The following is a 23,771-nucleotide window of genomic DNA, read 5'->3' as shown; positions in this document are numbered from 1 at the left end:
TCTTGCGAAAGGTGAAATCCATGCTTTTTGGTAAAACAATCCTGGTGACCGGCGTCGCCTCCGGCATCGGCGCCCGAACGGCTGATCTGGCCGGCCAGATGGGCGCCGAGGTCATCGGCGTCGATGTGCGCGAACCGGCACATGGAAGTGCCGCCTTCATCAAGGGCGATCTCTCCACGCCATCGGGCGTTGCCGAAATCGCCGCGCAGCTGCCGACGCGCCTCGATGCGCTCGCCAATGTCGCCGGCCTTTCCGGCAATACCGGCGTCGTCTCGACGCTCGCCGTCAATTTCTACGGGCTGCGTGCGCTGTCGGAAGCCGTGGCACCGCGCCTGCGCGAAGGCGGCGCTATCGTCAACGTCGCCTCGATCGCCGGTTACGGCTGGCGCGCCAATCTCGAGCGGGCCAAATTGCTGACCTCGATCGAAGGCTTTCCGGATGTGGCGGCCGTTGCCGCCGAACACGGCCTCAAGGACGAGCAAGGCTACCCGCTCTCCAAGGAACTGCTGCTGCTCTGGACCATGCGCGCGGCCCACCAGCCCTTGTTCAAGGACCGCGGCATCCGCGTCAATGCGGTGAGCCCCGGGCCGGTGGAAACGCCGATCCTCAAGCAGTTCCGCGCCGTGCTCGGCGACGCCAGGGTCGACAGCGACATCACCCGCGTCGGCCGCGCCGGCACATCGGCCGACATCGCGCCCGCCGTGCTCTTCCTCTGCTCGGACGGCGGACGCTGGATCAACGGCGCCAATCTTGCCGCCGACGGCGGCCTCGAAGCCTCCATCAACGCCGACGTTCTCGGCTTCTAATTCTTTCCAGGAGACCCATGATGAATATTTCCCTGCTCATAAACGGCGCCGACCGGGCAGCCTCCAGCGGCCGGACCTATGACCGGATCGACCCCTTCACCGAGACGCTTGCGAGCCGCGCCGCCGCGGCCAGCCTCGAGGATGTCGCGGCCGCCGTCGACGCCGCTTCCGCCGCCTTCGGCGCCTGGTCGAAGACCGGGCCCGGCCAGCGCCGCGCCATCCTGATGAAAGCCGCCGACATCATGGATTCGAAAGTGGCCGAATTTACCCGGCTGATGATCGAGGAGACCGGCGCCACCGCGCCCTGGGCCGGCTTCAACGTCATGCTCGCCGCCAATATCCTGCGCGAGGCGGGCGCGATGACGACGCAGATTTCGGGCGAAATCATCCCTTCCGACAAGCCCGGCTCGCTTTCCATGGGCGTTCGCCAGGCGGCCGGCGTGTGTCTGGCAATCGCGCCGTGGAATGCGCCCGTCATCCTCGCCACCCGCGCCATCGCCATGCCGATCGCCTGCGGCAACACCGTCATCCTCAAGGCATCCGAACAATGCCCGGGCACCCACCGGCTGATCGCGACAGTGCTGACCGAAGCCGGCCTGCCGGCCGGCGTCATCAACGTTCTGACCAATGCGCCGGAGGATGCGCCTGACATCGTCAACGCACTCATTGCCCATCCGGCCGTCAGGCGGGTGAACTTCACCGGCTCGACCAAGGTCGGCAGGATCATCGCCGAGACCTGCGGCAAATATCTCAAACCCGCTTTGCTCGAGCTCGGCGGCAAGGCGCCGCTGGTCATTCTCGACGACGCCGATATCGACGGCGCCGTCAATGCCGCGATTTTCGGCGCCTTCATGCATCAGGGCCAGATCTGCATGTCGACAGAGCGGATCATCGTCGACGCAGCAATCGCCGATCAGTTCGTTGCCAAGCTGGCCGCCCGCGCCGGCCAGCTGCCGGCCGGCGACCCGCGCGGCCATGTCGTTCTCGGCTCGCTGATCAGCCTCGACGCCGCCAGGAAGATGGAGGAGCTGATCACCGATGCCACCGCCAAGGGCGCAAAACTCGTGGCCGGCGGCAAACGCTCCGGCACGGTGGTCGAGGCGACGCTGCTCGATCACGTCACCCCCGACATGCGCGTCTATGCGGAAGAATCCTTCGGCCCGGTCAAGCCGATCATTCGCGTCGCCGGTGAGGAGGAAGCCATCCGCATCGCCAACGACACCGAATACGGCCTGTCATCCGCCGTCTTCAGCCGCAACATCCAGCGGGCGATGGCGGTTGCGGCGCGCATCGAATCCGGCATCTGCCACATCAACGGCCCGACGCTGCACGATGAAGCGCAGATGCCCTTCGGCGGCGTCAAGGGCAGCGGCTACGGCCGCTTCGGCGGCAAGGCGGCAATCGCCGAATTCACCGACCTGCGCTGGATCACCATCGAGGATTCCGCCCAGCATTATCCCTTCTGAGGGGCATTGCGGCTCGGCGCCCGAAACTATTGAAAATCATGAGCGCCGCAGCGGCCATCGCGGTTGCGGCGCGTTTTACCCGAACCTAAAGCGCCTTCGCTCCAGGAGTTGGGGCGGGGCGCTTCACGATCCAGGTCAAAAAGAAGCGTTGCCCGATCGTGCCTTGTCGGGTTTAGCGTTGCCTTAAACAAACTGTGCAAGGGTAGGCGCCTGTTATCTGCACTGGCGACCTGATGAAGTTTCGAAGACATCCAAAGGTAGCGCGCGGCTTTGTGGGCGCTATCATGCGCCACACCAGCGCATTTGCTCCGGCAATATTTGCGGCGGCCATCGCCGTCATCGTCGTCTGGGTGGCAACGAACTGGCGGCTGGAACGATCGCTCGCCGATGAACGCGCGGGGGTCGCCGGCGAGCTGGCCACCATATCCTCCCGGCTCCAGACCAACCTCAACGGCAATGTGAAGCTGCTGCAGGGCCTGGCGGCGGGGATCGCCGTCAATCCGGAGATGGGCCAGGCGGCATTTTCCAAACTTGCGGCTGAGATCCTGCAGCCCGATTCACAATTGCGCAGTTTTGCCGCCGCACCCGGCATGGTGGTCAAATGGGTCTATCCGGAAAAAGGCAATGAAAAGGCGATCGGCCTCGATTACCGGACGAACGAAAAGCAGCGGCCTGCCGCGATGCTGGCGCGCAACACCCACAATATCGTGCTGACAGGCCCGGTGGAGCTTGTCCAGGGTGGAACGGCTTTCGTCGTCAGGTGCCCGATCTATATCAATGACGGAACGAGCCAGGTCTTTTGGGGACTTCTCTCCGGCATCGTCGATATTCCGAGACTTTACGGGGAAAGCGGCCTTGGCTCGAGCGAGCTTGAGATCGCCATCAGCACCGTACCGGAGCCGGATTCGCCCAAACAAGTTTTTCTCGGCAGCCTGGACACTTTTTCGAAGCAGCCGGTCGTGACCTCCGTCGACATGACCTATGGCCGATGGACCCTCGTCGCCGTGCCCAAACACGGATGGGCTCCGTATAACGGGATCGGCATTTTCGAGTTCTATGCGAGCCTGCTGTCGCTGTGCGTCGTCGCGCCGATGATCTGGGTCGGCTTCCTCACCAAATCACGCCAGAGAACCATCGAAAAGCTTCGCCTGCACAAGAAAAAACTCGTTCGCGCCCGCCAGAGGCTGGAATATCTGTCGTTGCACGATGCCCTGACCGGGCTTCCCAATCGACGGTTTATCGACCGGATGATCGCGCAGCCGCAAAGACCGGGCGCGGACGATTGCCTGATCCTGATCCATATCGATCTCGATCGTTTCAAGGAGATCAACGACACCAAAGGCCATGCCGGAGGCGACACGGTGTTGCAGACGACGGCTTTGCGCCTTGCTGACCTCGCCGGTCCGACCGATGTCGCGGCTCGGATCGGTGGCGACGAGTTCATCTTCGCCAGCTGGAGCAGCGATCCCGCGCCGAAAGCCAACGGACTGGTCCAGCAGATTGTCGAGACGCTCGAGCAGCCCCTCTTCATCGATGGTGCGGAGTGCGTTGTCGGTGCGAGCGCCGGCGTCGCCTGGGAAACCGAACAGGGGCGCGGGCGCGACCTCGGTCAACTGCTTCTGAATGCCGATCTGGCTCTCTACGAGGCGAAGAAGACGGGCCGCGGCCGCGCGGCAATTTTCACCGAGGAACTGCGCAGCGCGGCGATCCAGTCGAAAGAACTGGCGGATGAATTCGATCATGCGCTCGACAGCGACGAACTCGTGGCATTCTTCCAGCCGCAATTCGATGCCAATACATTGGCGATCGCCGGCGTCGAGGCCCTTGCCCGCTGGGATCATCCGCGAAAGGGTCTGCTCGGCCCGAACGCATTTCTCGATGTCGCCGAAAAGCTTGGGCGCAGCGGCGACATGGACAGGCTGATCCTGCAAAAGGCGCTGTTCGAGCTGACGCGATGGGACAGCCTGGGAATGCAGATCCCGCGCGTCTCGGTGAATATATCGGCGCGCCGGCTGGCGCAGGCCGATCTGCTGGCCGAGCTCTCCGCGCTTCCGGTTGCGAAGGGCCGTCTCTGTTTCGAGCTGCTCGAGACAATCTCCTTCGACCATCTTCAACCCGTTCTCAGCGAGATCATTCCCGCCGTCAAACAGCTTGGCATTGAAATCGAGATCGATGATTTCGGCACCGACCATGCCAGCATCGTCAGCCTGCTTCGATTTGAGCCCCGCAGGCTGAAGATCGATCGGGAGATCATCAAGCCGATCATCGCCTCTCCCTCTCAGCGCCGCCTGGTCTCCTCGATCATCGAAATCGGCCGGTCACAGAACATCGACATCGTTGCCGAGGGCGTGGAGACAATGGAACATGCGAAGATCCTGAAGGATCTCGGTTGCCATCTGCTGCAGGGTTACGCCCTGGCGCGGCCGATGAGCTCGCAGCAGCTGATCGAATTTTGCAGCATGAAGGACAAGGGACTGACAGGGGCAGGCTGATCGCTCGCCTGCTTCGATGGACTAAAGCGCGTCGCGATCTTTCAGGTTCGCTCTTAGCCGCTTTAGGTCTTTGTTTTCCGCATGTCGTTGCCGCAAGACCGCTGCACACTTTTGCGCGACATGCTCTAGACCGAGAAACCATCCAATGCGTCGGCGAGCTTCAGCCACAGATCGTGGGGAGGCGAAGGAATGGGCCGCGAATCCTCATCGGAGATGCGAATTGCGAAAACGGTCTCATCCCGCGTGAAAGCCGTCAGCATCCGGCGAAATTTCGCAGCCTTGTCGGTAAACTGATCCGAACCCTGCTCTCCCAGCACCGTACGCACCGTTGCAATGGCCAGATTGAAATTCTTCTGCAACGGCCCGAAGGCGCCGCGGTGCTTCTCCCGCACGCGGCGATGCAAATCTCCCTGGGCGAGAGCGGCCATTGCATCGTTGAAATCTTGCAAATTATCGCCGATCGAAGCGATCAGCTGGTTGAGGATGGCGGACGAACGGCCAAGATCCGGGTCTGCATAATCGGCATGCATGCGCCGCGTCAGATCTCCGCCCATGACAGCCGTCGCCAAGGCTGCGATCTCGGCGCAGAACCTGGCTTTCTGATCGCTGAGGTCGGCTGACGCTTCCATCGTTGCGGGATCTTCAGAATCTCGATCCTGGTACGTCTTGTTCCGCCCGGAGCCGTTCGTTATCTCGACCATGCCCACCCAAGCCTCAGCGCAATGCACCGCAGCCGCATGACCCGCCGCGGATCATAAGCGCACAATTGCGATCTATCATGTCGTTTCCCATATGCCTGCTGGACCCCCGCCGCTGCGTCAGCCGGACGGGTTATCCCGGCCCGCAGCGCGCGACCCCATCCAATGCGGCAACGCTTAAAAAAACCCTTCGGCCTTGCCGCGACCGGATCTTTGGCGCGCGAAACGGATAGGACCGGCGTATTTTGCTTAGGACGGCGGCCTGCAAGCGGCAGGTCCGGCTATGGCCGACAGCCGCTTCCCGCTTCGAAAATTTCCGGGAACCTTTTCGATCGATCTGCATCCAATGCTCGCTTCCATCCGACAAAGGAGACAGATCATGTTCAAGCAAATTCTCGGCGCAACCTTCATCGCAGCGTCGCTCGGCACCGCCTCGATCGCCGCCGATGCCAAGCCGACCGACCCTCAGATCGCCCATATCGCCTATACGGCCGGGCAGATCGATGTCACTGCCGCGGAGCAGGCGCTGAAGAAGAGCAAGAATGCCGAGGTCATCGAATTCGCCAAGACCATGGAGCGCGATCACAAGGCCGTCAACGATCAGGCGCTCGCGCTCGTCAAGAAGCTGAAGGTGACGCCGGAGGACAACAAGATCAGCCAGTCGCTCTCGACCCAGGCGAGCAAGGAACTGACGACGCTCGGCGCCCTCGACGGCGCAGCCTTCGACAAGGCCTATGTCGAAAACGAGGTCGCCTATCACAAGTCGGTCAACGATGCGCTCGCCAAGGTGCTGATCCCTTCGGCTCAGAATAAAGAGCTGAAGTCGCTGCTGGAAACGGGCCTGACCCTGTTCAAGCAGCATCAGATGCATGCCGAGCATCTCGCTTCGATGATCAAGTAGGCCAGCGATGGGCCGACTTATCAAGGTGCTGCGGCTTCCCCTGCTGTTTGCGCTGCTGTGGGCGAGCGCCGGGGCCGCTTCGGCGGGGGAATATCAGGTCACCATCGCGGGCATGAAATTCGGCTCAGCACCTGCCGAGCTGCGTGTCGGCGATGTGATCATCTGGCGAAACGATGATATATTCCGGCATACGGCGACGGCCCGCGACAAAAGTTTCGATATCGATCTGCCGCCGAAATCGGAAGCGCGGATGACGGTCAACCGGGCGGGAGCTGTCGATTTCTATTGCCGTTTTCATCCGGCCATGACGGGCAAACTGGACGCCCGGCCGTAGGGTCGGGCTCCGATCGAACAACGCGGAGATTTCCATGGCAGCCATTCCGGTTCCGGTCGCGCGACACCGGCAGCACATATCGACGCTATCGGACACCGAACTCGTGCCCCTCGCGAAGCAGGGCGACGAACCCGCCATTCGGGCCATCGTCCAGCGCCACAACCAGCGTCTGTTCCGCACCGCGCGCGCCGTCATCCGCAACGATGGGGAGGCGGAAGACGTCGTGCAGGCCGCCTATATCAAGGCCTTCACCAATCTGGCGACGTTCCGCGGCGAGGCCGAACTTTCGACATGGCTGACCCGGATCACGCTCAACGAGGCGCTCGGCCGTGTGCGCCGACAGAAGAACACCACCACGCTCGAGGAAATCGACATGCAGACGACGTCGCCGGGCGGCGAAGTGCTTCAGTTTCCGTCCTCACTCTCCGCAACCGATCCGGAAACCGAGCTGTCGCGGAGCCAGGCGCGCCAGCTCCTCGAACATGCAGTCGACGAACTGCCGGCTGATTTTCGCGCCATCTTCGTGCTGCGTGATGTCGAAGGCATGAGCACCGAAGAGGCTGCATCCTCTCTCGGCATCAGGCCCGAAACCGCCAGGACACGGCTGCACCGGGCACGAAAGATGATGCGTCAGTCGATCGAAAAACGGCTCTCCGGCGCATTCCAGGCGCTGTTCCCCTTCGATGGCGCCCGCTGCGCTTCCATGGCCGATCGCGTCATTACGGCCCTTCAGCAGCCGACATGACATCTCGCAACAAGATCTCATACTCGCCGGCCCGCCGGGCAACAATGGTCGCCCCTATACCCCCGGCAGCGGGGAGCAGGCTTGCAGCGCGCCGGTTAGTCTATCGAGTTCGTCCAAAACGTTTCGGATCCGGGCACGCGCCTGGAGGATCTGATCCATCTCCGGATCGTCGGCCGGTTGGCCCGAGGCCTGCGAGTCGTGAAGCTCCATCGACGTGCTGGGAACCGGATTTGGAAAGGGGATGATTTCAGCCATTTGCATTCTTTGTTTCGTTGTTCTGGCGGAGAGGAAACGCTCATGTCTCCGGATCCGATGGCTCAAAGGGATGGCCTATTTCATGCCGATCGCCCGGAACATCCTCACTATTCATTGCAGCGAGTTGCCTGTGTTCGTGCGGCCATAAACACCGCCTCAGCCTTAACAAATTCCTATTTTTGCGCGGGCCGGAATTCCCATGACAGCTTTGCTGCGCCAAGTGGATAGGGCTGCGGCAATCGCACATTTTCGGATCGCGGCGCCATCTGCTCCTGCCGCTCGGATCGCGCCCAAATCATCATTTTCCAGCGGCGTTCACCCGCAGGACCGCGTCTCGCCCGGGTTGGCCCCGCTTGCAGCAGAGCGCAGCCTGAGCGCGATGATATCGGCCTTGGGCACGGCTTTGCTGTAGAGGAACCCCTGCGCCGAACCGCATCCATTTGCCGCCAGGAAAGCTGCCTGCTCGGTGGTTTCAACGCCCTCTGCCACCACGCTCTGTCCGAGACAGCGCGCAATGGACAGGATCGCCTTGACCAGCTCCTCGTTACGTCTGTCGGTGCTGTTGATGAACGATCGGTCGATCTTCAGCGTATCGATCGGAAAGCGCGCGAGATAGTTGAGCGCCGAATAGCCGGTGCCGAAATCATCGATGGCAATCGAAAATCCCATGCTTCGAAGTTCAGAGAGCGCCTGCAGCGTTTCATTCTTCTGATCGAGCAGAAGGCTTTCGGTTATTTCGATCTCGACCCATTCCGCGCGGCAGCCGGTCTCGTCGAGAATTTCGGCGATCGACTTTACCAGTCCGGCAGATTGGAACTGCTTGACCGAGAGATTGATCGCCACCTTGTGCGGTGAGCGGCCGTCGGCGTTCAACTCGGTCGCCGTCTGGCAGGCCTCGCGCAGCACCCACCGCCCGAGTTCCACGATCAGCCCCGTGTCTTCGGCGACCGGAATGAAACGGGCGGGAGGAATCATGCCCATTTCAGGGTGACGCCATCTCAGCAAGGCTTCGGAGCCGACCATGGCGCCGTTCTCCAGGAGCACCTTCGGCTGATAGTGCAATTCCAATTCCTGGCGCTCGATGGCGCGGCGCAATTCCGACTCCAGCCGCATGCGTTCCTCGGCGTTCGCGGTCAGATCCTTCGAATAGAAGCGGAAACTGTTTCGCCCGGAGCGTTTGGCGAGATACATCGCCGAGTCGGCGTATTTCACCAGGTCGTTGGCATCAGTGCTGTCATCGGGATAGAGCGCGATGCCGACGCTGCATGAAATGAAGACTTCCTGGCCGTCCAGCAGGAAACTTGCCCTGAATTTTTCGAGAATGTTACTGGCGATCCGGCCGAGATCGTCGCCTTGCCGAAGCTCCGGCAGCAGGATCGCGAATTCGTCGCCGCCGAGACGGGCGACGGTATCGTAGTCGCGCACACTCGCATTGAGACGTGCGGCCGCCTGACAGAGCAATTGATCGCCGACGGGATGTCCCATCGTGTCGTTGACCACCTTGAAATGGTCGATATCGATCAGCATCACACCGGCCCGCTGGCCCCGCGATCCGGCCGAGGTGAGCATCTGCCGCAGCCGATCGTTGAAAAGCGATCGGTTCGGCAGCGACGTCAAAGGATCGAAAAAGGCCATCTGGTGGATTTTCTGGCGTGAGACGTTCAACTCGGTCACGTCGCGCGCCACACCGAGGACCCCAACGACGTCTCCACCTGCATCCATGATCGGCACCTTGCGCGTTTCAAGAAGAACGGATTCACCGCTCTCCTGGGAAACGACCCATTCCTCATCACTCAGGATGCACTCTCCGGCCTCAATCGCCGCCCTGTCCGTTTCCCGAAAAGACCGAGCCCTTTCGATGTCGAACAGTTCGCTATCCGTTTTCCCGACGACGTCGGCTTCCGCCATTCCGGTCAACCGCTCGAACGCGTGGTTGCACAGCAGATAGACACCATCCATGTCCTTGGCCCAGACCATATCGGGCATGGTCTGAAGCACGCTGAGCAGCTGCGTCCGCACCGAATTGATGGCGTCTTCCGCCTGTTTTCGCTCGGTAATGTCACGCGAGAATGCCAGGAGCGTCGCGGCGGCGGGATCGCCGCCCGGTCGTCTTGCGACAGAGAGTTCGAACCAGCGCGTCTCGCCGTTCGGTAGCGAGATGCGGATGCATCGGCCATAGGCAACGCCCTCTTTGCCGGCCGCCCGAAGCGCCTCCATCGCAATGGCCGCCTGATCGGACGCAAGAACGTCGTTGACGGTCTTGCCCACCAGCATCTCCTTCTGCTGGGCCAGCAGTTCGGGGTTTCGCGTCCAGACCTGCAGATAGCGGCCGTCTTCGTCCGCTTCGAACAGAACATCCGGAATGGCAGTAATGATCCCCTCTGCGAATTCGAGCGCCTTCTTGAGATCCCGCTGCACCTGCTTGTGCTCGGTGATGTCGACGACGGCGCCGATCAGGCCAGCTGGATCGCCGTTTTCCCCGGTCAAGACTGCCTTGTTGATGGCGACGTCCCGAACGGCCCCATTTGCCGTGGTAAACTTTCTCTCGGTGTACTGGGCTCCACCCCTTTGGAGGAGCGCCTCACTCTCAGCAAAATAGAGTTCGGCCAGATGTTTCGGATGAAGATCGAAATCGGTTTTCCCGAGGATCTCGTCGCGCGTGAGACCAACGAAGTCTTCGAAAGCCTTGTTGCAGCCGATATAACGGCCATGCGTGTTCTTGTAGAATACGGGAAGGGGACATACGCCGAGCAAAACTTCCGGAAGAGCTTGCCCGGCGACGGCGGCGTCCTGATGTTGCGCTCCATCCCGCTCGCGGCCTTCCATGAAAAGGACCGGCTGCTGGAGCGATTGGGACGACGACTTCGTCATGGATATCCTCACCATGCGTACGGCTGGATGTGTCATTCATCCGACCGCGAATTCTCTAGGAAAGCCGCCCAAGTCATTTGAGGCGCAAACTGATGAAGATGAGACCGCAGGAGCGCCGGGCCGCTGCAACCACTGCACGTCACTCAGACCTGAATAATGCGGCCAGAAAATTAAGAGATCGCTGCGTCCTCCCGCAGCGCGTCACATTCGACGCGCGATCCGGATCGAACCGCGCGATTTGGATATTGCCGACTTGCCCTGCCAGGGTTTCACCACTGGCCCGGAAAGGGACATAGCTTTTATCCGGAATCCGAACAGCGTGGCCAATTCACGATGTTTTCGTGCGGGTCTTCTCGCAAGAATCTGGTTTTGTTAGTTTTTCACGAAGGCGTTTACGCTTCTGAAACCAGACTGTCCGCAGTTTTGAACCATTCGAACGAGGTGCTGCCCGTACCTCTCCGCCATGAAGACGGGTTGCGGGACAAGCCGAAACAGGCGCTGCTCATCAATGCAGACGGCATGCGCTCAGAGGGGGAAAATGTTCAATAATTCGCATGCACATGGCAGCAGTTTTTCTCGATATGGCGCAGACGGCGCGCGCCGATCCGGCCCGACAGATCAGAATATCCCCGTCGCCTCGAACTCTTGACGGGCGGAGCCGCCTCGCTCCGGGAGCCTCCAGTCTTGCCAGCGAGCGATGACGTGAGGCCTTGCATTTTCCGGCGCGAACTCAGGCCATGAGGGCCGATCCTCCGATAAATCATGGTGACGCTGCCATCCGGCGCAAACGCGACGGCTTCAAACAGCGGGCTCCAGCAGCAAGAAATTCAAGCCGTCTTTAAAAACGGGCTGAACAGCCGGTGGGCTGAAGGCAGCTCGGCCAATTTATACTTTTCCTGATGGAGCGCGAATGGGGGTTGGTTCGGATTTGGAAAACACGGTGACACCGCCCGGCGAGTCCCGCTCTTCCGTGGCGAAATATATCCGCTCCATCGGGCGCCATTACGTGCTTGCCGTCGTCGTCATGACGGTTCTGATCGGGGCAACCTTCCTGACGGTCAAGGTGGCACTCGATCGTCATTCCCTGCAGCAGAACATCAGCTATCTGATCGGCCGCCAATTCATTCGCTTCCAGCAGCTTGGCAATCAGACCCGGGCGATCATGCGCGCTTCGGCCGATCCGAATATGCCCGAATATATCGTCCGGCCCATGCTCAAGGACGTTCAAGGAGCGATCGACGACATCCGCGCCATGAGCGCACAGTTGAACGCGCTGAATGTCGAGGTCGAGGCGAACCTTCTCGAACGGCTGAACGGGCGGGACGCGGCATCGGAGAAGCTGCGCCTGGAACTCGACGGGCGGCTGGAAGATTTTCTTCAACGAGCCGAACGCGTCGTCACCGCGAAATTGCAGGACCGGCGGGAGCGTTACAGTTTCTGGGGACCGATCGACTTCGCCGTCTCTTCCGACAGCATGCTCATGCGTCAGTTCAGCGCCTTGATCGAGAGCGCGCATGACCGGAGCGATGTGAGCATCGATCACACCCGCCTGATCAGCGCAGTGCTTCTGAGCCTCACTGCGGCAACACTCATCCTGGCGACCCTCATTCTGTTTATACCGCTGCTGATAAAGCTGCGCACCGAGCACCGCCGGACGCTCGATTTCGAGATCAAGCTGACGCATCTGGCCCATACGGACACGCTGACGGGCCTTGGCAATCGATCTTCCTTCAATGAGGCGCTGAACGGGCTTTTCAGCTCCGTAGAACGGACGGGCGCCGGCTTTTCCATGCTGCTGGTCGATCTCGACCACTTCAAGGCCATCAATGACAGCTTCGGTCACCCGGCCGGGGATGCGGTTCTGAACCATGTTGCGAGCGCGCTGCAGAAGACTTTCCGCGCCGGCGACGTCGTGGCACGGCTTGGCGGCGACGAGTTTGCCGCTCTCATTCCGGGAATATCGGATACGGCGACGCTGGAAGGAATTGCCGAACGCGCCGTTGCAGCCATTGCCACGGAATGTCGCTTCGAGGGCCGGCTGCTGCCGGTTTCGGCCAGCGTCGGCGGCGCGGTCGTGCCCGGCCATGCATCCGATGAGGCAACCCTCATGCGCATCGCCGATCTGGCGCTTTATGCCGCCAAGGCCAAGCGCAATACTGCCGTCATCTTCGATGAGGCATCCTTCGCCCAGCGGCTTGAGCAGAACCGGCTCGCCGCAGCCCTCGCCTTTGCTGCCGACCGCGACGAGTTCGTCGTCTACTATCAGCAGAAGGTCAATCTGCAGACCGGCGAGCATCTGGGCTTTGAAGCGCTGGTGCGCTGGCACCACCCCCAACTCGGCATTCTGCCGCCCGGCCGCTTCCTGCCGCTCATGGAAGGCCATCTCATCAACAGCATGACGCGCTGTATCATCGGCATCGTCGCTCGTGATCTGAGAGCATGGAAGGCTGCGGGGCTGAACGTGGGGTCGGTCGCCATCAACCTGACGGAAGCCCTTCTGGTCAGCCAAGACGGTTACGACCTCATTGCAGCGGCGGTCAAAGCGAACCGGCTCGACTGGCGTGATTTTGCCATCGAAGTCACTGAGGACGTCTTCCTCAATCGCGGCGCCGATCAGATCGCCGAAACCATCTCTCGTTTCCGCAAGCACGGGGTGGCGATCTCGCTCGATGATTTCGGCACCGGCTTCGCCTCGCTCGTGCATCTGCGCGACTTCCCTTTCGACGAGCTCAAGATCGACCGCAGCTTCGTGGCCGAAATCGGCAAGGATATTCGCTCCGAGCAGATCATCCGGGCGATCATCGATCTCGCCCGCAACCTCGGAAAGCGATGCGTCGCGGAAGGCATCGAGGAGGAAAGCCAGCGTCATTTCCTTTTGAACGCCGGTTGCGAGATTGGCCAGGGTTATCTCTACGCCAAGCCGGAACCGGCTCTCGCAGCGGTCGAACGGCTGGCCCGGCGGCCGGCCCTGCGCGGGATAGCAGGGCGATCACGTAGATTGCGGGTTGAATCCATCTCCTGAGCGCAGCGCACAGAAACGATGCGGCAGGATCGATCAATTGAAAGAAGGGCAGAGAATGAACCGGACAATCAAACGGGCATGGCTTGCTGCGGCACTCGCGGCGGCGGCTCCCGCGGCACAGGCTTTTGCCGAAGAAGGCCTGGCGGTGGACGTCGTGCATTACTGGGTATCGAAAAGCGAGTCCGCAGCGCTCGACGTTTACCGCAAGGCCTGGACCGCTGCCGGCAACCGTTGGGTCGACATGCCGGCGGAGAACAAGGTTGCCGTCCAGCGGGTGGTGAGCGATCGCGTCGCCAACGGATATGCGCCGGCGGTGATGCAGTGGAATGCGAACGAGGGATCGCGCGAACTGCCGGAAATGGGCATCGTGCAGGATATCGATGATGTCGCGCAAGCCGATCATTGGCAGGACGTCATCCCTGCAACGGTTCTCGACCGGATCTCCTACAAGGGAAAAGTCTATTTTGCGCCGAGTAATATTCATGCTGAAAACTGGCTCTGGACGAGCACGACAGCGCTGGCCGAAGCCGGCGTGAAGACACCGCAAACCTGGGAAGAACTCTTTGACGCGGCCGAAAAGATCAAGGCGACGGGACGCCTGCCAATTGCGCTCGGCGCCTCACGATGGGAGGTGTCGCTCATTTTCAATGACATCGTCTATCAGAAGTTCGGCCCGGAAGGTTATGCCCGCCTGATGAGCGGCGACGCCGATCTGGTGCAGGACCCCCGCATGATCGAAGCCCTGGATGTGCTGCTGCGCCTGTCCAACTATGTCGAACCGATCGAACAGCGAAAGGACAAGACATGGGCTGATGCCACGACGGCGGTAGGCCAGGGCAAGGCCGGCATGCAGTTCATGGGTGACTGGGCCAAGGGCGAGCTTGCGGCGCGGGGCTACCGCGTCGACAAGGATTTCGATTGCAGCCTGGTTCCTGGCACATCAATCGCCTATTTTATGGTGATCGATGCCTTTGCCTTCCCGCTGACCAATCGGGACGGCACGGCAGAGGCGCAGGAGGCTTTCGCCCGCATGGTGCTAGACCGGGACAATCAGGTGGCGTTCAGCCGGATCAAGGGATCGCTGCCCGTGCGCACCGATGTCGACCCGTCGGGACTTGATCGATGCGGCAAGCTCGGATTGGAGATGATCAAGGCCAAGAAGGGCGAAGTCAGCGCCCAATCCCAGGCCATGCCGACCCAGATGTCGGAGGGCTGGATCGCCGTGGTGGGCGACTTTTTCAACAACAGGGACACGTCTCCGCAAGAGGTTCAGAAACGCCTGCACGACCTGCTGACGCAGCGCTGAGCGATTGCCGCCGAGGCGTTGATCGCGCGCTTCGAAAGCCGGCTCCGGCCGGATACGGATGAAGGCTGGCGCGCCCCTCGCCGCCAGATCGGCTTCATTGAGGCCGGGGATATCATCGCCGTGGAAATCCCGGCTATAGGTGTTTCCGGCAATCCCGTCGACAATGAAGGAGACTTGTAATGTCGCAAGAAATGTTCGAACGCGGCCTGGCGATCCGCAAGGAAGTTCTCGGCGCCGACTATGTGGAGAAGGCGCTTGGTGCAGCCGACGATTTCAATCGGGACTTCCAGAACCTCGTCACCGAATATTGCTGGGGTGCCGGCTGGGGGCGATCAGCCCTCACCCGCCGCGACAAAAGTCTTCTGAACCTCGTCATGCTCGGCGCCCTGAACCGGAGCCACGAGTTCAAACTGCACATGAAGGGCGCTCTGACGAACGGTTGCAGCCGCGAAGAAATCAAGGATACGCTGATGCAGCTCGCCATCTATGCCGGCATCCCGGCCGGCGTGGAAGCCTTCCGGCTGGCGCGCGAAGTCTTTGCCGAAGTGGACAAGGCCTGATATCCATCCTTTCGTCGGCAGATCGGTTGCGTTATTCCATCAGCATGATAATCCGCGGCTCAACCGCGGGTTTATCCTCTGGAAAGCTTGCTCCTGCTCCGAAAGAGAACGGCAGATCGCTGCTGCACGCGCGCCATGCCGGCGACGCGGCCTTACGAATATCCATAATTCGCAAACATATCCAATACGCGCACCAAACGGCGTAACCGCGTCCCGTTTTGGCCGGAACTAGCAAGAATTAACAAAGACTTAAGCGTCCTTAACACATCTTTCCCTTACTCTTTTATGTTCTGTACGGCGGTGTTTTATTGAAGTCGGTTTTTTCATATTCATTCGGCCGGGCCTTCGAAGCCCTTCGCGGTCTTAGAAGGGACAGAACCGGCAACGTCGGGATCATCGTCGCTCTCAGCCTGGTGCCGATGCTCGTTGCAGTCGGCGCAAGCTTCGACTATATTCGCAGCTACAATGTCCGCCAGAGGATGCAGAGCGACCTCGATGCGGCGCTGATTGCCGCAGTCAAGCAGATCAACAATACCGGAGACACCGACGCTCTCAAGCTCAAGGTCACCGACTGGTTCCACGCACAGGTGGAAAACAGCTACACGCTTGGCGAAATCAACATCGATACTGCCAACCACAATATCACGGCGACGGCGAGCGGCACCGTTCCGACGACCTTCATGAAGATCGCCAACATCGACACCGTTCCGGTCAGCGTGGCAAGTGCCGTCAAGGGGCCGGCGACCTCCTATCTCAATGTCTATATCGTCATCGACACATCGCCGTCGATGCTCCTGGCGGCAACGACGGCTGGCCAGTCGACAATGTATTCCGGCATCGGTTGTCAGTTTGCCTGCCACACCGGCGATGCCCACACCATCGGCAATAAGACATACGCCAACAACTACGAATACAGCGCGGAGAAGAAGATTAAGCTGCGCGCCGATGTCGCCGGCGACGCCGTCAAGGACGTGCTCAGCCTGATCGACACATCCGACAAGAATCACGAACGGATCAAGGTCGGATTATATAGCCTGGGTGATACGCTGACGGAGGTTCTCGCCCCGACGCTGAGCACGGACACGGCGCGCACCCGCCTTGCCACTGCAAGCTATGGCCTCACCAGCGCGACCTCGACGGCCGCCACCTATTTCGACGTCTCGCTCGCCACGCTCAAGCAGAAAGTCGGCGCCGGAGGGGATGGAACTTCCTCGGGCTCGCCGCTCAAACTGGTTCTCCTGCTGACAGATGGCGTCCAGTCAAAGCGCGAATGGGTAACCGACAGTGTCGTATGGAAGAGTGGGAAGGCTGTATCCGGGGCATACTGGAACAAAGTCGCGCCGCTCAATCCCGATTGGTGCGGCTATCTGAAAAATCAATCCAATACGATGGCCGTGCTTTATACCGAATATCTGCCGATCACCTCGGACTGGGGCTACAACGCAACCGTCGGCTCGACCATGGCGAGCGCCAACTGGAAGAACACCTGGGGCGGAACGATGGATAGCAGCGTGTCGACCAGCATCACGCGCCGGGATTACATCCCCTATGCGCTTGCCGCCTGCGCATCGTCCAAGAGCCTGTTCCTGTCGGCATCCTCGTCGACCGAGATCACGGCGGGGCTGTCGACGCTTTTCACCCAATATCTCTCTGCCGTTCGGTTGACCCAATGACGCGAAAAAAAATCTTCGCACCGATGCGCCGCCTGGTCGGCGACCACAAGGGTGCTGCAGCGATCGAATTTGCGATCCTGGCCCTGCCTCTCTTCATCATTCTTTTCGGCATTATCGAAGTGTCGCTGATGTTTTTCGTCAACTCCGCACTGGACGCTTCGGTTCACAAGATTTCCCGGATGATCCGCACCGGCGAGGCGGCGTCCTCCAAAATCACGCTGGCCGGTTTCAAGGCCAAGATATGCGACGACATGCTTCTGACCTTCGACTGCTCCAGCGGTCTCGTCGTCAAGGTGAACGTGCTTTCCGACATGTCCTCCGCGGCCCGCACCAATCCCATCGACAGCAGTGGCAAACTCGCCGTCACCGAGACTTATGATATCGGCAAGGGCAGCGACTACATCCTGGTTCAAGCGTTCCTGCCGTGGACGGCCGTCGCCAATTTCCTCAGCCTGTCGAACGCCAAGCTTTCCGACGGCCGCTACCTGCTTGGATCTGCAGCATTGTTCCGTAACGAGCCCTTCTGACATGATCAAGAAATCGAGCAGGTCCCTTTTCCGCTTTGCGCGGTCCCGCATCCGACATATCGCGCGCGACCGGTCGGCTGCTTCGGGTGTCGAATTTGCGCTCGTCCTGCCGATCCTGCTGATGCTGCTGTTCGGCACCGTCGATCTCGGCCATGCGCTGACGGTCAGCCGAAAGATCGACGAGATCGCCTCGTCAACAGGCGACATGATAGCCCAGCAAAGTTCCTGGACGAAAACCGACGTCGCCAAGCTTCTTTCCGGCGCCAGCTTCATCCTGCAGCCTTATGACACCAGCAAGCTGACGCTCACGGTGGCGGTCAACGATGTCAACGCCAGCGGCAGTGCGACCGTCAACTGGTCTGCCGCCCTCAACACCTCGGCGCTGAATTCCGGCACGCCGAGCGCGACCGCTATCCCCTCGACAATCCAGGAGAAAGGCGTGCAGGTCGTTCTGACCCGTGTTCAATACACGTTGACGACACCGGTCTCGGCGTTTTTCTCAAACTTTACCGGACAGAACGGCTATAGCTTCGATCGCTATTTCTTCAATCGCCCGAGAGTCAGCGACACGATCAAATACAATTGAGCCGTAGGCTCTGTCGCGTTCCCGTGGCAATTGTCGCCGGGCCGACAATGGTGCATTGCTTCAGCCGATCCAAGGATCGCGATTCCGATAGACCGTGCCAAGGACGCACTTCGGTGACGAGAGGTATGGAAATGACAGTAGGAAAAGTTTGCGGCGGCATGGGACGTTTGCCGGTCGTTGCGGCGACCGCTGTGGCGGCCGTACTATATTCGCCAGCCCCTGCCGGTGCGGCGCCGGCCGCGCTTCAATGGTCGCAGGATCCGGGCAGCCACTGCAAATTTGTAGCACCGGCCTCCCTGACCAGCGGCCCCACCTTCTGGATCGGCGCCTGTATCGGGGGAAAAGCGTCAGGGGAAGGAATGTTGCGCCGCCGGGACGGTGACAAGGCTGGAGCAGCCTTCTTCGGCAGGATGAAGGACGGCGTTCCCGAGATTGGCGTCGTCGATCTGACGGAGGGATTTCGGGCTGGCAGTTTCAGCGACGGCGACATTGGCGCGCAAGCCGAGACTGAGCCGCAGGATAGGATCAATGCCTTCCGTATCGCGGCCGAAGCAGCGCGACTGGTCAGCGCCCGATATGCCGCCGAAAAGAATGCGGGATCTGCCCGCCACTATGAAGAGTTTGCCAAGACACTGGAACAGCAGACCGATTGAGGCGGTTTCGATATCACCACAGCCTCTCCTGAGCCGTCAGGCTCACTCCGGGAGCCTGACGATGCCGTATAGATTGAACTTGAACCCATTCACTTCGTCAGTGGAATGAACGAGAGGCTTGCCCGGCGCTTTTTCAGCGCCGGCTCAAGCCCCCGCTCGGCGATTTCGTCGGCGACGGCATCCAATGGCGACGATCTTCCGTTCACTTCCGGCTGTGTCGAATCCGAAACGAAAGCAGGATCGTCGCTAAAGCCGATGCCGCCCCGCGCCGTTCCTCAGGCCCAGATATCCCCAGGAGTGAACCCTTCGGTGAAGGGATCGTCATTGTCGAGAACGAGGGTATTCAGGCCGGAGATCCAGCTGGTGCCAGTCAGCGTCGGAACGACGGCGGATTTGTCGCCGATCCTGGCTTCTTCGACCAGCCTGCCGGTATAGATATTGCCCAGTATCCCCTGATGCCGGAAATCCTGATTGAGCGGCAATTCGCCCTTCGCATGCAGAACGGCCATCTTCGCGCAGGTGCCGGTGCCGCAGGGGCAGCGATCGAGTGCTCCCGTCCAGGTCGCGGGATCATCCCAGGAAAGGTCACCGGTGGCCATCGTCACCGTATTTTTCCAGTCGGCGTTCGGATCGTCCGTCGGTCCCGACAGCTGTGAGATCGTAATGCCAACGCCGGGATAATGCGGATGGGTAACCTGCAACTGTTCGATGGCCGCCTGCCTGATCATCGCGGAAACACGCGCGATCTCCCGCCCATGCGCCGGGATCAATTCAAGGCCCTTGAACTGTCTGACGTCGGCGATGACATAGAACATGCCGCCCCAGCCGACATCGACCGTGACCTTGCCAAGATGCGGCACGTCGATGACGGCATCGAGATGGGCGGCAAATGCCGGCACGTTCTTGAAGGTCACGCTCTTGACCTTGCCATTCAAGCATTCGGCCTTGATGCGAATGAGCCCGGCCGGCGCCTCGAGCACCAGCTCGGTAACAGGCTCCTTCATCGGGAGCATGCCCATTTCAAGCAGGACCGTGACCACCGAGATGGTATTGCCGCCGGACATCATCGGATATTCGACCTGCTCCATGATAACATAACCGGCATCGGCCTCCGGATGACAGGGCGGCACGATGATGTTGCAGCAATGGGCTGGATAGCCCCGCGGCTCACGCAGCATCAGCTTGCGCAGTTGATCGTCATTGCTCTCCAGCCATTTCATCTTTTCGTAGACGGAATTGCCGGGAATATGCGGCACGCCGCCCGTGATCACGCGCATCGGTGTGCCGGCATGTGTATCGACCGCGTGTATCGTCCTTTTGAATCCCATGTCCATTCTCCTCTATTCGGTTGTGAGCTCGTTCTGATGGGAGCAATGCCCGACCGCCTTCGGTTTTTTTGTCACGAAACGCTTCAAGCAGGTTGCTTTGTAATATCGTATACGATATCTGAAAATTAAGACTCGTCAATCGGGGTCCGCGGGAAAATGGACATATATGTACATTTTCCTGTTGGCGTGTCCCCAGTTTTGCTAAAGAAGCCACAGAACGGCCCGGACCGGTCGGTCGGCCAGGAAGAAACGGAGGAGATCAAGATGTCAGATGAGGTCGTGCTCGATCTGGCGGAAGCCGAAGCGCTAGCAATGCGAGCCTGCCTTGCGGCAGGCGCCGGGGAAGCCACTGCCCGCTCCCTGGTGGACGCCACCTTGTCCGCCGCGATCTATGGACCCGCCGTGCTCGGATTTCCGCATATGGTGGATTATCTCGACAGCTTCCGCGAGGGCCGTATCAACGGCGATCCGACGCCGACACGCGCGCGTCCCTATCCCGCTTTCTTCGCCGCCGATGCCGATCGGGGCATCGCGCAGCTTGGCTTCGATCTGGCGTTCGACGATCTCGTGGCGGCGGCGCGCAATTTCGGGCTCGCGGTCTTCACGCAGACGAACAGCTATACCACGGGAGAACTGGGCTATTATGTTCGCAGGCTTGCCGGCGAAGGGATCGTCGGCATCGCAGCTACCAACGCCAATGCCATGGTGGTCGCGAAAGCGGGCGGTCCGGCCGTCTACAGCACGAACCCGATGGCCTTCGGCTTTCCGCTTGGTGAAGGGGCGCTGCCTCTCATCATCGACCAGGCCTCCAGCGCGACAGCCTATGTCAATATCGTCGCTGCCGCGGCCGAGGGGCGCGCCATCCTGCAGGGATGGGCCGTCGACGAAACCGGCAAGGATACCCAGGATGCGGCAAGAGCACTCGGCGGCGCGCTGCTCCCCTTCGGCGGGCGCAAGGGCGCCAATGTGGCGCTTATGGTGGAAATGCTGTCGGCCGGCCTGTCCGGAGGACCCTGGTCGTTGGACACGCCGTCTTTCCGAGAGGGAAGCGCCAGCCCCGCCGTGGGGTTGACCATCATCGCGATGATGCCGGGGCGCACCGGCGATGGTCTTGTCGAACGCGCCCGCCGCCAGGCCGACCGCCTTCAGAGCCTCGGTGTCTTCGTGCCCGGCGTCAGCGTCAGCGGCATCGACTATCCAAGGCCGGCGACGGAAGGGCTGAAAGTGCCGCGCGCCGTATTCGAAGCTGTCGTCAAGATCGCGGGCGCCTGACGGTTGCCGCCATCGGCGCAATGACGCTCAGCGAGACTTTTTTGCCGGAAGATGTTGGAGAAGTGATTGGCAGGCGCTCATGATGTGCGCATAGAGCAGAGCTGCCGCCTTTTCCTCATCCCGCTCGCGGCACGCTTCGACAAGCTGCCGATGTTCGCGATCGGCGGTCTGCTGGCCATGCGATAGGGTCAACTGCACCCGGAGATATCGCTCCAGCCGGTCGTTCACCGAACGGATGGTACTGACAAGAAATGGCCGCTGCGCATCCTCGTAAAGGCAGCTATGGAATTGCCAATTCAATTCCGACCACCGGGCGACATCCGTTTCCCGTGCAAAGGCGTCGCAATAGGCAAGCGCCTTTTCAAAGGTCTCTTCCGTCATGTGAGGGATCGAGAGCTTGATGGCGTTCGTTTCCAGGATCGCGCGCACCTCGAAGATCTGCGCGATCTCGGGCTCCGAGACGCTCGTGACGATTGCGCCCTTGTTGCGGTGGAATTCCACCAGACCTTCGGCCTCAAGCCGTTTGAGCGCCTCCCGCACCGGAATCTTGCTGACGTTGAACAGCCGGGCGACATCGTCCTGGCGGATCGGCTCGCCTTCATCAAGCGAACCATCCGCGATCGAATCGCGGATGTATTTCAGGATCACATCAGAGGCCGTGGGCGCCTTCCCGAGATCGGTCACCTGTGCGGTGTTGAATGGCATTTCCCAAGCTCCTTATGTCCACGGGACGAAGATCCTTGGGATATCGTAGACGATCTCATTCCTCAAGATCGATCGGCTCTTGTTTCACTGCCGGCCTCGAGTGGAACAACAGGAACTGTCAACAGCGTGTCGACAAGGAAATTACATTGCCGACAGGCTGCTTTTCTGGCCCAATGGGTCCCGTCTGCGCGCTGGGGCCGCTGCGGGCTGCGGAGTAATCACATGAGCACCAACAGCATCGGATTCGTCGGCACCGGCGCCATCACAGAAGCGATGGTTCGCGGGCTTCTGGCAGAACCGGCCTATATCAGCGAGATTCACCTTTCCCCGCGAAGCGCCCACATCGCCGAGACATTGGCAACCGAGTTCGGCTCCGTGAGGATTGCCCGCGACAACCAGGATGTCGTCGAACGCAGCGACATGGTGTTTCTGGCGATACGGCCACAGATCGCAGAGGAGGTGGTGCGACAGCTTTCTTTCCGGAACGGCCAGATGGTCGTCAGCCTCGTTGCAGCGACCGAGCGACAGGCTCTGCTGGAGTGGATCGGTGCCGATGTCAATCTCGTTCAGGCCATCCCGCTGCCCTTCGTCGCAGACCGGCAGGGCGTGACTGCGGTCTATCCGCCGGATACGGCTGTCGCGGCGCTGTTCGACACACTCGGAACGGCCGTGCAATGCCAGTCCAGGAAGGAATATGATCTTCTCGCAGCCGCAAGTGCCGTCATGTCCACCTATTTCGGCATCATGGAATCGGTTGTCGGCTGGCTGGAAAAAAGCGGGCTCGAAAGGGCGAAGGGACAGGCCTATATCGCCCCGCTTTTCGCAAGCCTTGGGCAGAAGGCGAACAGCGCCGGCGCCGCCGAGCCGTTCAGCGCATTGAGTCGAGAATTCGCGACCAAGGGCGGACTGAACGAGCAGGTTCTTTCGGACTTCGACAAGAACGGCGGCATCACCGCGCTGACCGCTGCCCTCGACGGCGTCCTCGCCCGCATCGAGGGCAAGGACTAAAAAGTCGGCGGCGTGCAGGCGCTGATGACTTCGCAGGGCACCGGCCCGACGCAGCGGAAGCGGTGCGGGCGCCGGCTTTCGAAATAGTAAGCATCACCCGGCCCAAGGATGCGCCGCTCGTCATCAACGGTCACCTCGAGCCTTCCCGAGAGGACGATCCCGCCCTCCTCACCTTCGTGAACAAGCGGAATCTTTCCGGTGTCGGCACCGGGCTGGTAACATTCCTTGAGTATCTGCAGGCTGCGCCCGAACAAATTCTCCCCAACCTGCTTGTAGGAGATGGCGCCCTTGCCGATCTCCACCAGTTCTTCGGCCGCATAAAAAGCCTTCCTTGGACGCTCGGGCTCAAAGGCGAAGAATTCCGCCAGCCCGATGGGGATCCCGTCCAGAATTCGCTTCAAGGCCCCGACCGAGGGGTTGGAGGCGTTCGATTCGATCAGCGAAATCGTTGAATTGGGTACGCCCGTACGCTTGGCGAGTTCTCGCTGGGAAAGCTTATGGGCGATCCGGAGATGGCGAAGGCGGCTACCGATATCGACTGACATGATGCGGTCCGTTTGTGT

General features: G+C 60.6%; 21 protein-coding genes. 15 read left to right on the top strand and 6 right to left on the bottom strand.

Features of this window, described 5'->3' with window-relative positions:
• The first annotated feature begins 20 nt into the window (after nt 1-20).
• The 3 genes from GGD57_RS25110 to GGD57_RS25100 all read left to right on the top strand — a co-directional run bounded on the left by GGD57_RS25110 (nt 21) and on the right by GGD57_RS25100 (nt 4,764).
• Nucleotides 21-806, top strand: a complete 786-nt coding sequence (locus GGD57_RS25110) for a coniferyl-alcohol dehydrogenase (protein WP_184472920.1) — start codon at nt 21-23, stop codon at nt 804-806.
• Nucleotides 807-826: 20 nt separating this feature from the next.
• On the top strand, nt 827-2,272 hold the full coding sequence (locus GGD57_RS25105; protein WP_184472937.1) for an aldehyde dehydrogenase: 1,446 nt from the start codon (nt 827-829) through the stop codon (nt 2,270-2,272).
• A 233-nt stretch (nt 2,273-2,505) separates the two neighbouring features.
• Entirely contained in the window at nt 2,506-4,764 is a 2,259-nt protein-coding gene (locus GGD57_RS25100; protein WP_184472919.1) for a bifunctional diguanylate cyclase/phosphodiesterase, read from the top strand.
• 125 nt (nt 4,765-4,889) lie between these two features.
• Here the strand turns inward: GGD57_RS25100 and GGD57_RS25095 are convergent, their stop codons facing one another.
• Nucleotides 4,890-5,465 carry a methyl-accepting chemotaxis protein gene (locus GGD57_RS25095; protein ID WP_184472936.1) on the bottom strand — a complete coding sequence of 192 codons (576 nt, stop codon included), beginning with the start codon at nt 5,463-5,465 and terminating at the stop codon, nt 4,890-4,892.
• Between the two features lie 376 nt (nt 5,466-5,841).
• Between GGD57_RS25095 and GGD57_RS25090 the strand changes: the two genes are divergently transcribed.
• From GGD57_RS25090 to GGD57_RS25080, 3 genes are read left to right on the top strand one after another with little or no spacing between them, the layout of a single operon-like run.
• Entirely contained in the window at nt 5,842-6,363 is a 522-nt protein-coding gene (locus GGD57_RS25090) for a DUF4142 domain-containing protein (RefSeq protein ID WP_184472918.1), read from the top strand.
• Nucleotides 6,364-6,370: 7 nt separating this feature from the next.
• Nucleotides 6,371-6,697 (top strand): cupredoxin domain-containing protein, encoded by a 327-nt coding sequence (locus GGD57_RS25085; RefSeq protein WP_184472917.1) that lies wholly within the window; start codon nt 6,371-6,373, stop codon nt 6,695-6,697.
• A 34-nt stretch (nt 6,698-6,731) separates the two neighbouring features.
• Nucleotides 6,732-7,442, top strand: coding sequence for an RNA polymerase sigma factor (locus GGD57_RS25080; protein WP_184472916.1), 711 nt, complete (start codon nt 6,732-6,734; stop codon nt 7,440-7,442).
• Nucleotides 7,443-7,496: 54 nt separating this feature from the next.
• On the opposite strand, the gene GGD57_RS25075 is transcribed toward GGD57_RS25080, so the two are convergent.
• Entirely contained in the window at nt 7,497-7,697 is a 201-nt protein-coding gene (locus GGD57_RS25075; protein WP_246713734.1) for a hypothetical protein, read from the bottom strand.
• Nucleotides 7,698-8,012: 315 nt separating this feature from the next.
• Nucleotides 8,013-10,568 carry a sensor domain-containing protein gene (locus GGD57_RS25070; protein ID WP_432443401.1) on the bottom strand — a complete coding sequence of 852 codons (2,556 nt, stop codon included), beginning with the start codon at nt 10,566-10,568 and terminating at the stop codon, nt 8,013-8,015.
• Nucleotides 10,569-11,478: 910 nt separating this feature from the next.
• Between GGD57_RS25070 and GGD57_RS25065 the strand changes: the two genes are divergently transcribed.
• The 7 genes from GGD57_RS25065 to GGD57_RS25035 all read left to right on the top strand — a co-directional run bounded on the left by GGD57_RS25065 (nt 11,479) and on the right by GGD57_RS25035 (nt 18,895).
• Nucleotides 11,479-13,590: a putative bifunctional diguanylate cyclase/phosphodiesterase gene (locus tag GGD57_RS25065; RefSeq protein ID WP_184472913.1), complete on the top strand. Its 2,112-nt coding sequence runs from the start codon at nt 11,479-11,481 to the stop codon at nt 13,588-13,590.
• 55 nt (nt 13,591-13,645) lie between these two features.
• Entirely contained in the window at nt 13,646-14,896 is a 1,251-nt protein-coding gene (locus GGD57_RS25060) for an ABC transporter substrate-binding protein (RefSeq protein ID WP_184472912.1), read from the top strand.
• Between the two features lie 179 nt (nt 14,897-15,075).
• Nucleotides 15,076-15,456, top strand: a complete 381-nt coding sequence (locus tag GGD57_RS25055) for a carboxymuconolactone decarboxylase family protein (RefSeq protein ID WP_184472911.1) — start codon at nt 15,076-15,078, stop codon at nt 15,454-15,456.
• Between the two features lie 308 nt (nt 15,457-15,764).
• Nucleotides 15,765-17,129: a TadE/TadG family type IV pilus assembly protein gene (locus GGD57_RS25050; RefSeq protein ID WP_184472910.1), complete on the top strand. Its 1,365-nt coding sequence runs from the start codon at nt 15,765-15,767 to the stop codon at nt 17,127-17,129.
• The gene (locus GGD57_RS25045; protein ID WP_184472909.1) at nt 17,126-17,656 is read left to right on the top strand and encodes a TadE/TadG family type IV pilus assembly protein; all 531 of its coding nucleotides are present in this window, start codon (nt 17,126-17,128) and stop codon (nt 17,654-17,656) included. Before GGD57_RS25050 ends, GGD57_RS25045 begins: the two co-directional genes overlap by 4 nt.
• A gap of 1 nt (nt 17,657) precedes the next feature.
• Complete coding sequence (locus tag GGD57_RS25040; protein WP_184472908.1) at nt 17,658-18,242, top strand: TadE/TadG family type IV pilus assembly protein; 585 nt, start codon at nt 17,658-17,660, stop codon at nt 18,240-18,242.
• Between the two features lie 131 nt (nt 18,243-18,373).
• Nucleotides 18,374-18,895 carry a hypothetical protein gene (locus tag GGD57_RS25035; protein ID WP_184472907.1) on the top strand — a complete coding sequence of 174 codons (522 nt, stop codon included), beginning with the start codon at nt 18,374-18,376 and terminating at the stop codon, nt 18,893-18,895.
• A gap of 275 nt (nt 18,896-19,170) precedes the next feature.
• Here GGD57_RS25035 and GGD57_RS25030 read toward each other — a convergent pair whose 3' ends face one another.
• Complete coding sequence (locus tag GGD57_RS25030) at nt 19,171-20,223, bottom strand: proline racemase family protein (protein ID WP_184472906.1); 1,053 nt, start codon at nt 20,221-20,223, stop codon at nt 19,171-19,173.
• A gap of 264 nt (nt 20,224-20,487) precedes the next feature.
• Here GGD57_RS25030 and GGD57_RS25025 point away from each other — a divergent pair, with 264 nt between their 5' ends.
• Nucleotides 20,488-21,495 (top strand): Ldh family oxidoreductase, encoded by a 1,008-nt coding sequence (locus tag GGD57_RS25025; RefSeq protein ID WP_184472905.1) that lies wholly within the window; start codon nt 20,488-20,490, stop codon nt 21,493-21,495.
• Nucleotides 21,496-21,522: 27 nt separating this feature from the next.
• Here GGD57_RS25025 and GGD57_RS25020 read toward each other — a convergent pair whose 3' ends face one another.
• A complete protein-coding gene (locus GGD57_RS25020; RefSeq protein ID WP_184472904.1) occupies nt 21,523-22,200 on the bottom strand; it encodes a GntR family transcriptional regulator in 678 nt (225 codons plus the stop codon).
• 222 nt (nt 22,201-22,422) lie between these two features.
• Between GGD57_RS25020 and GGD57_RS25015 the strand changes: the two genes are divergently transcribed.
• On the top strand, nt 22,423-23,208 hold the full coding sequence (locus GGD57_RS25015; RefSeq protein WP_184472903.1) for a pyrroline-5-carboxylate reductase: 786 nt from the start codon (nt 22,423-22,425) through the stop codon (nt 23,206-23,208).
• On the opposite strand, the gene GGD57_RS25010 is transcribed toward GGD57_RS25015, so the two are convergent.
• On the bottom strand, nt 23,205-23,753 hold the full coding sequence (locus GGD57_RS25010; protein WP_184472902.1) for a cupin domain-containing protein: 549 nt from the start codon (nt 23,751-23,753) through the stop codon (nt 23,205-23,207). The genes GGD57_RS25015 and GGD57_RS25010 overlap by 4 nt on opposite strands.
• Nucleotides 23,754-23,771 lie beyond the last annotated feature (18 nt).

Origin of the sequence: Rhizobium esperanzae, assembly GCF_014197615.1 — a bacterium.
Lineage (GTDB): Bacteria > Pseudomonadota > Alphaproteobacteria > Rhizobiales > Rhizobiaceae > Rhizobium > Rhizobium esperanzae_A.
This window is presented reverse-complemented; position numbering and strand designations above follow the sequence as displayed.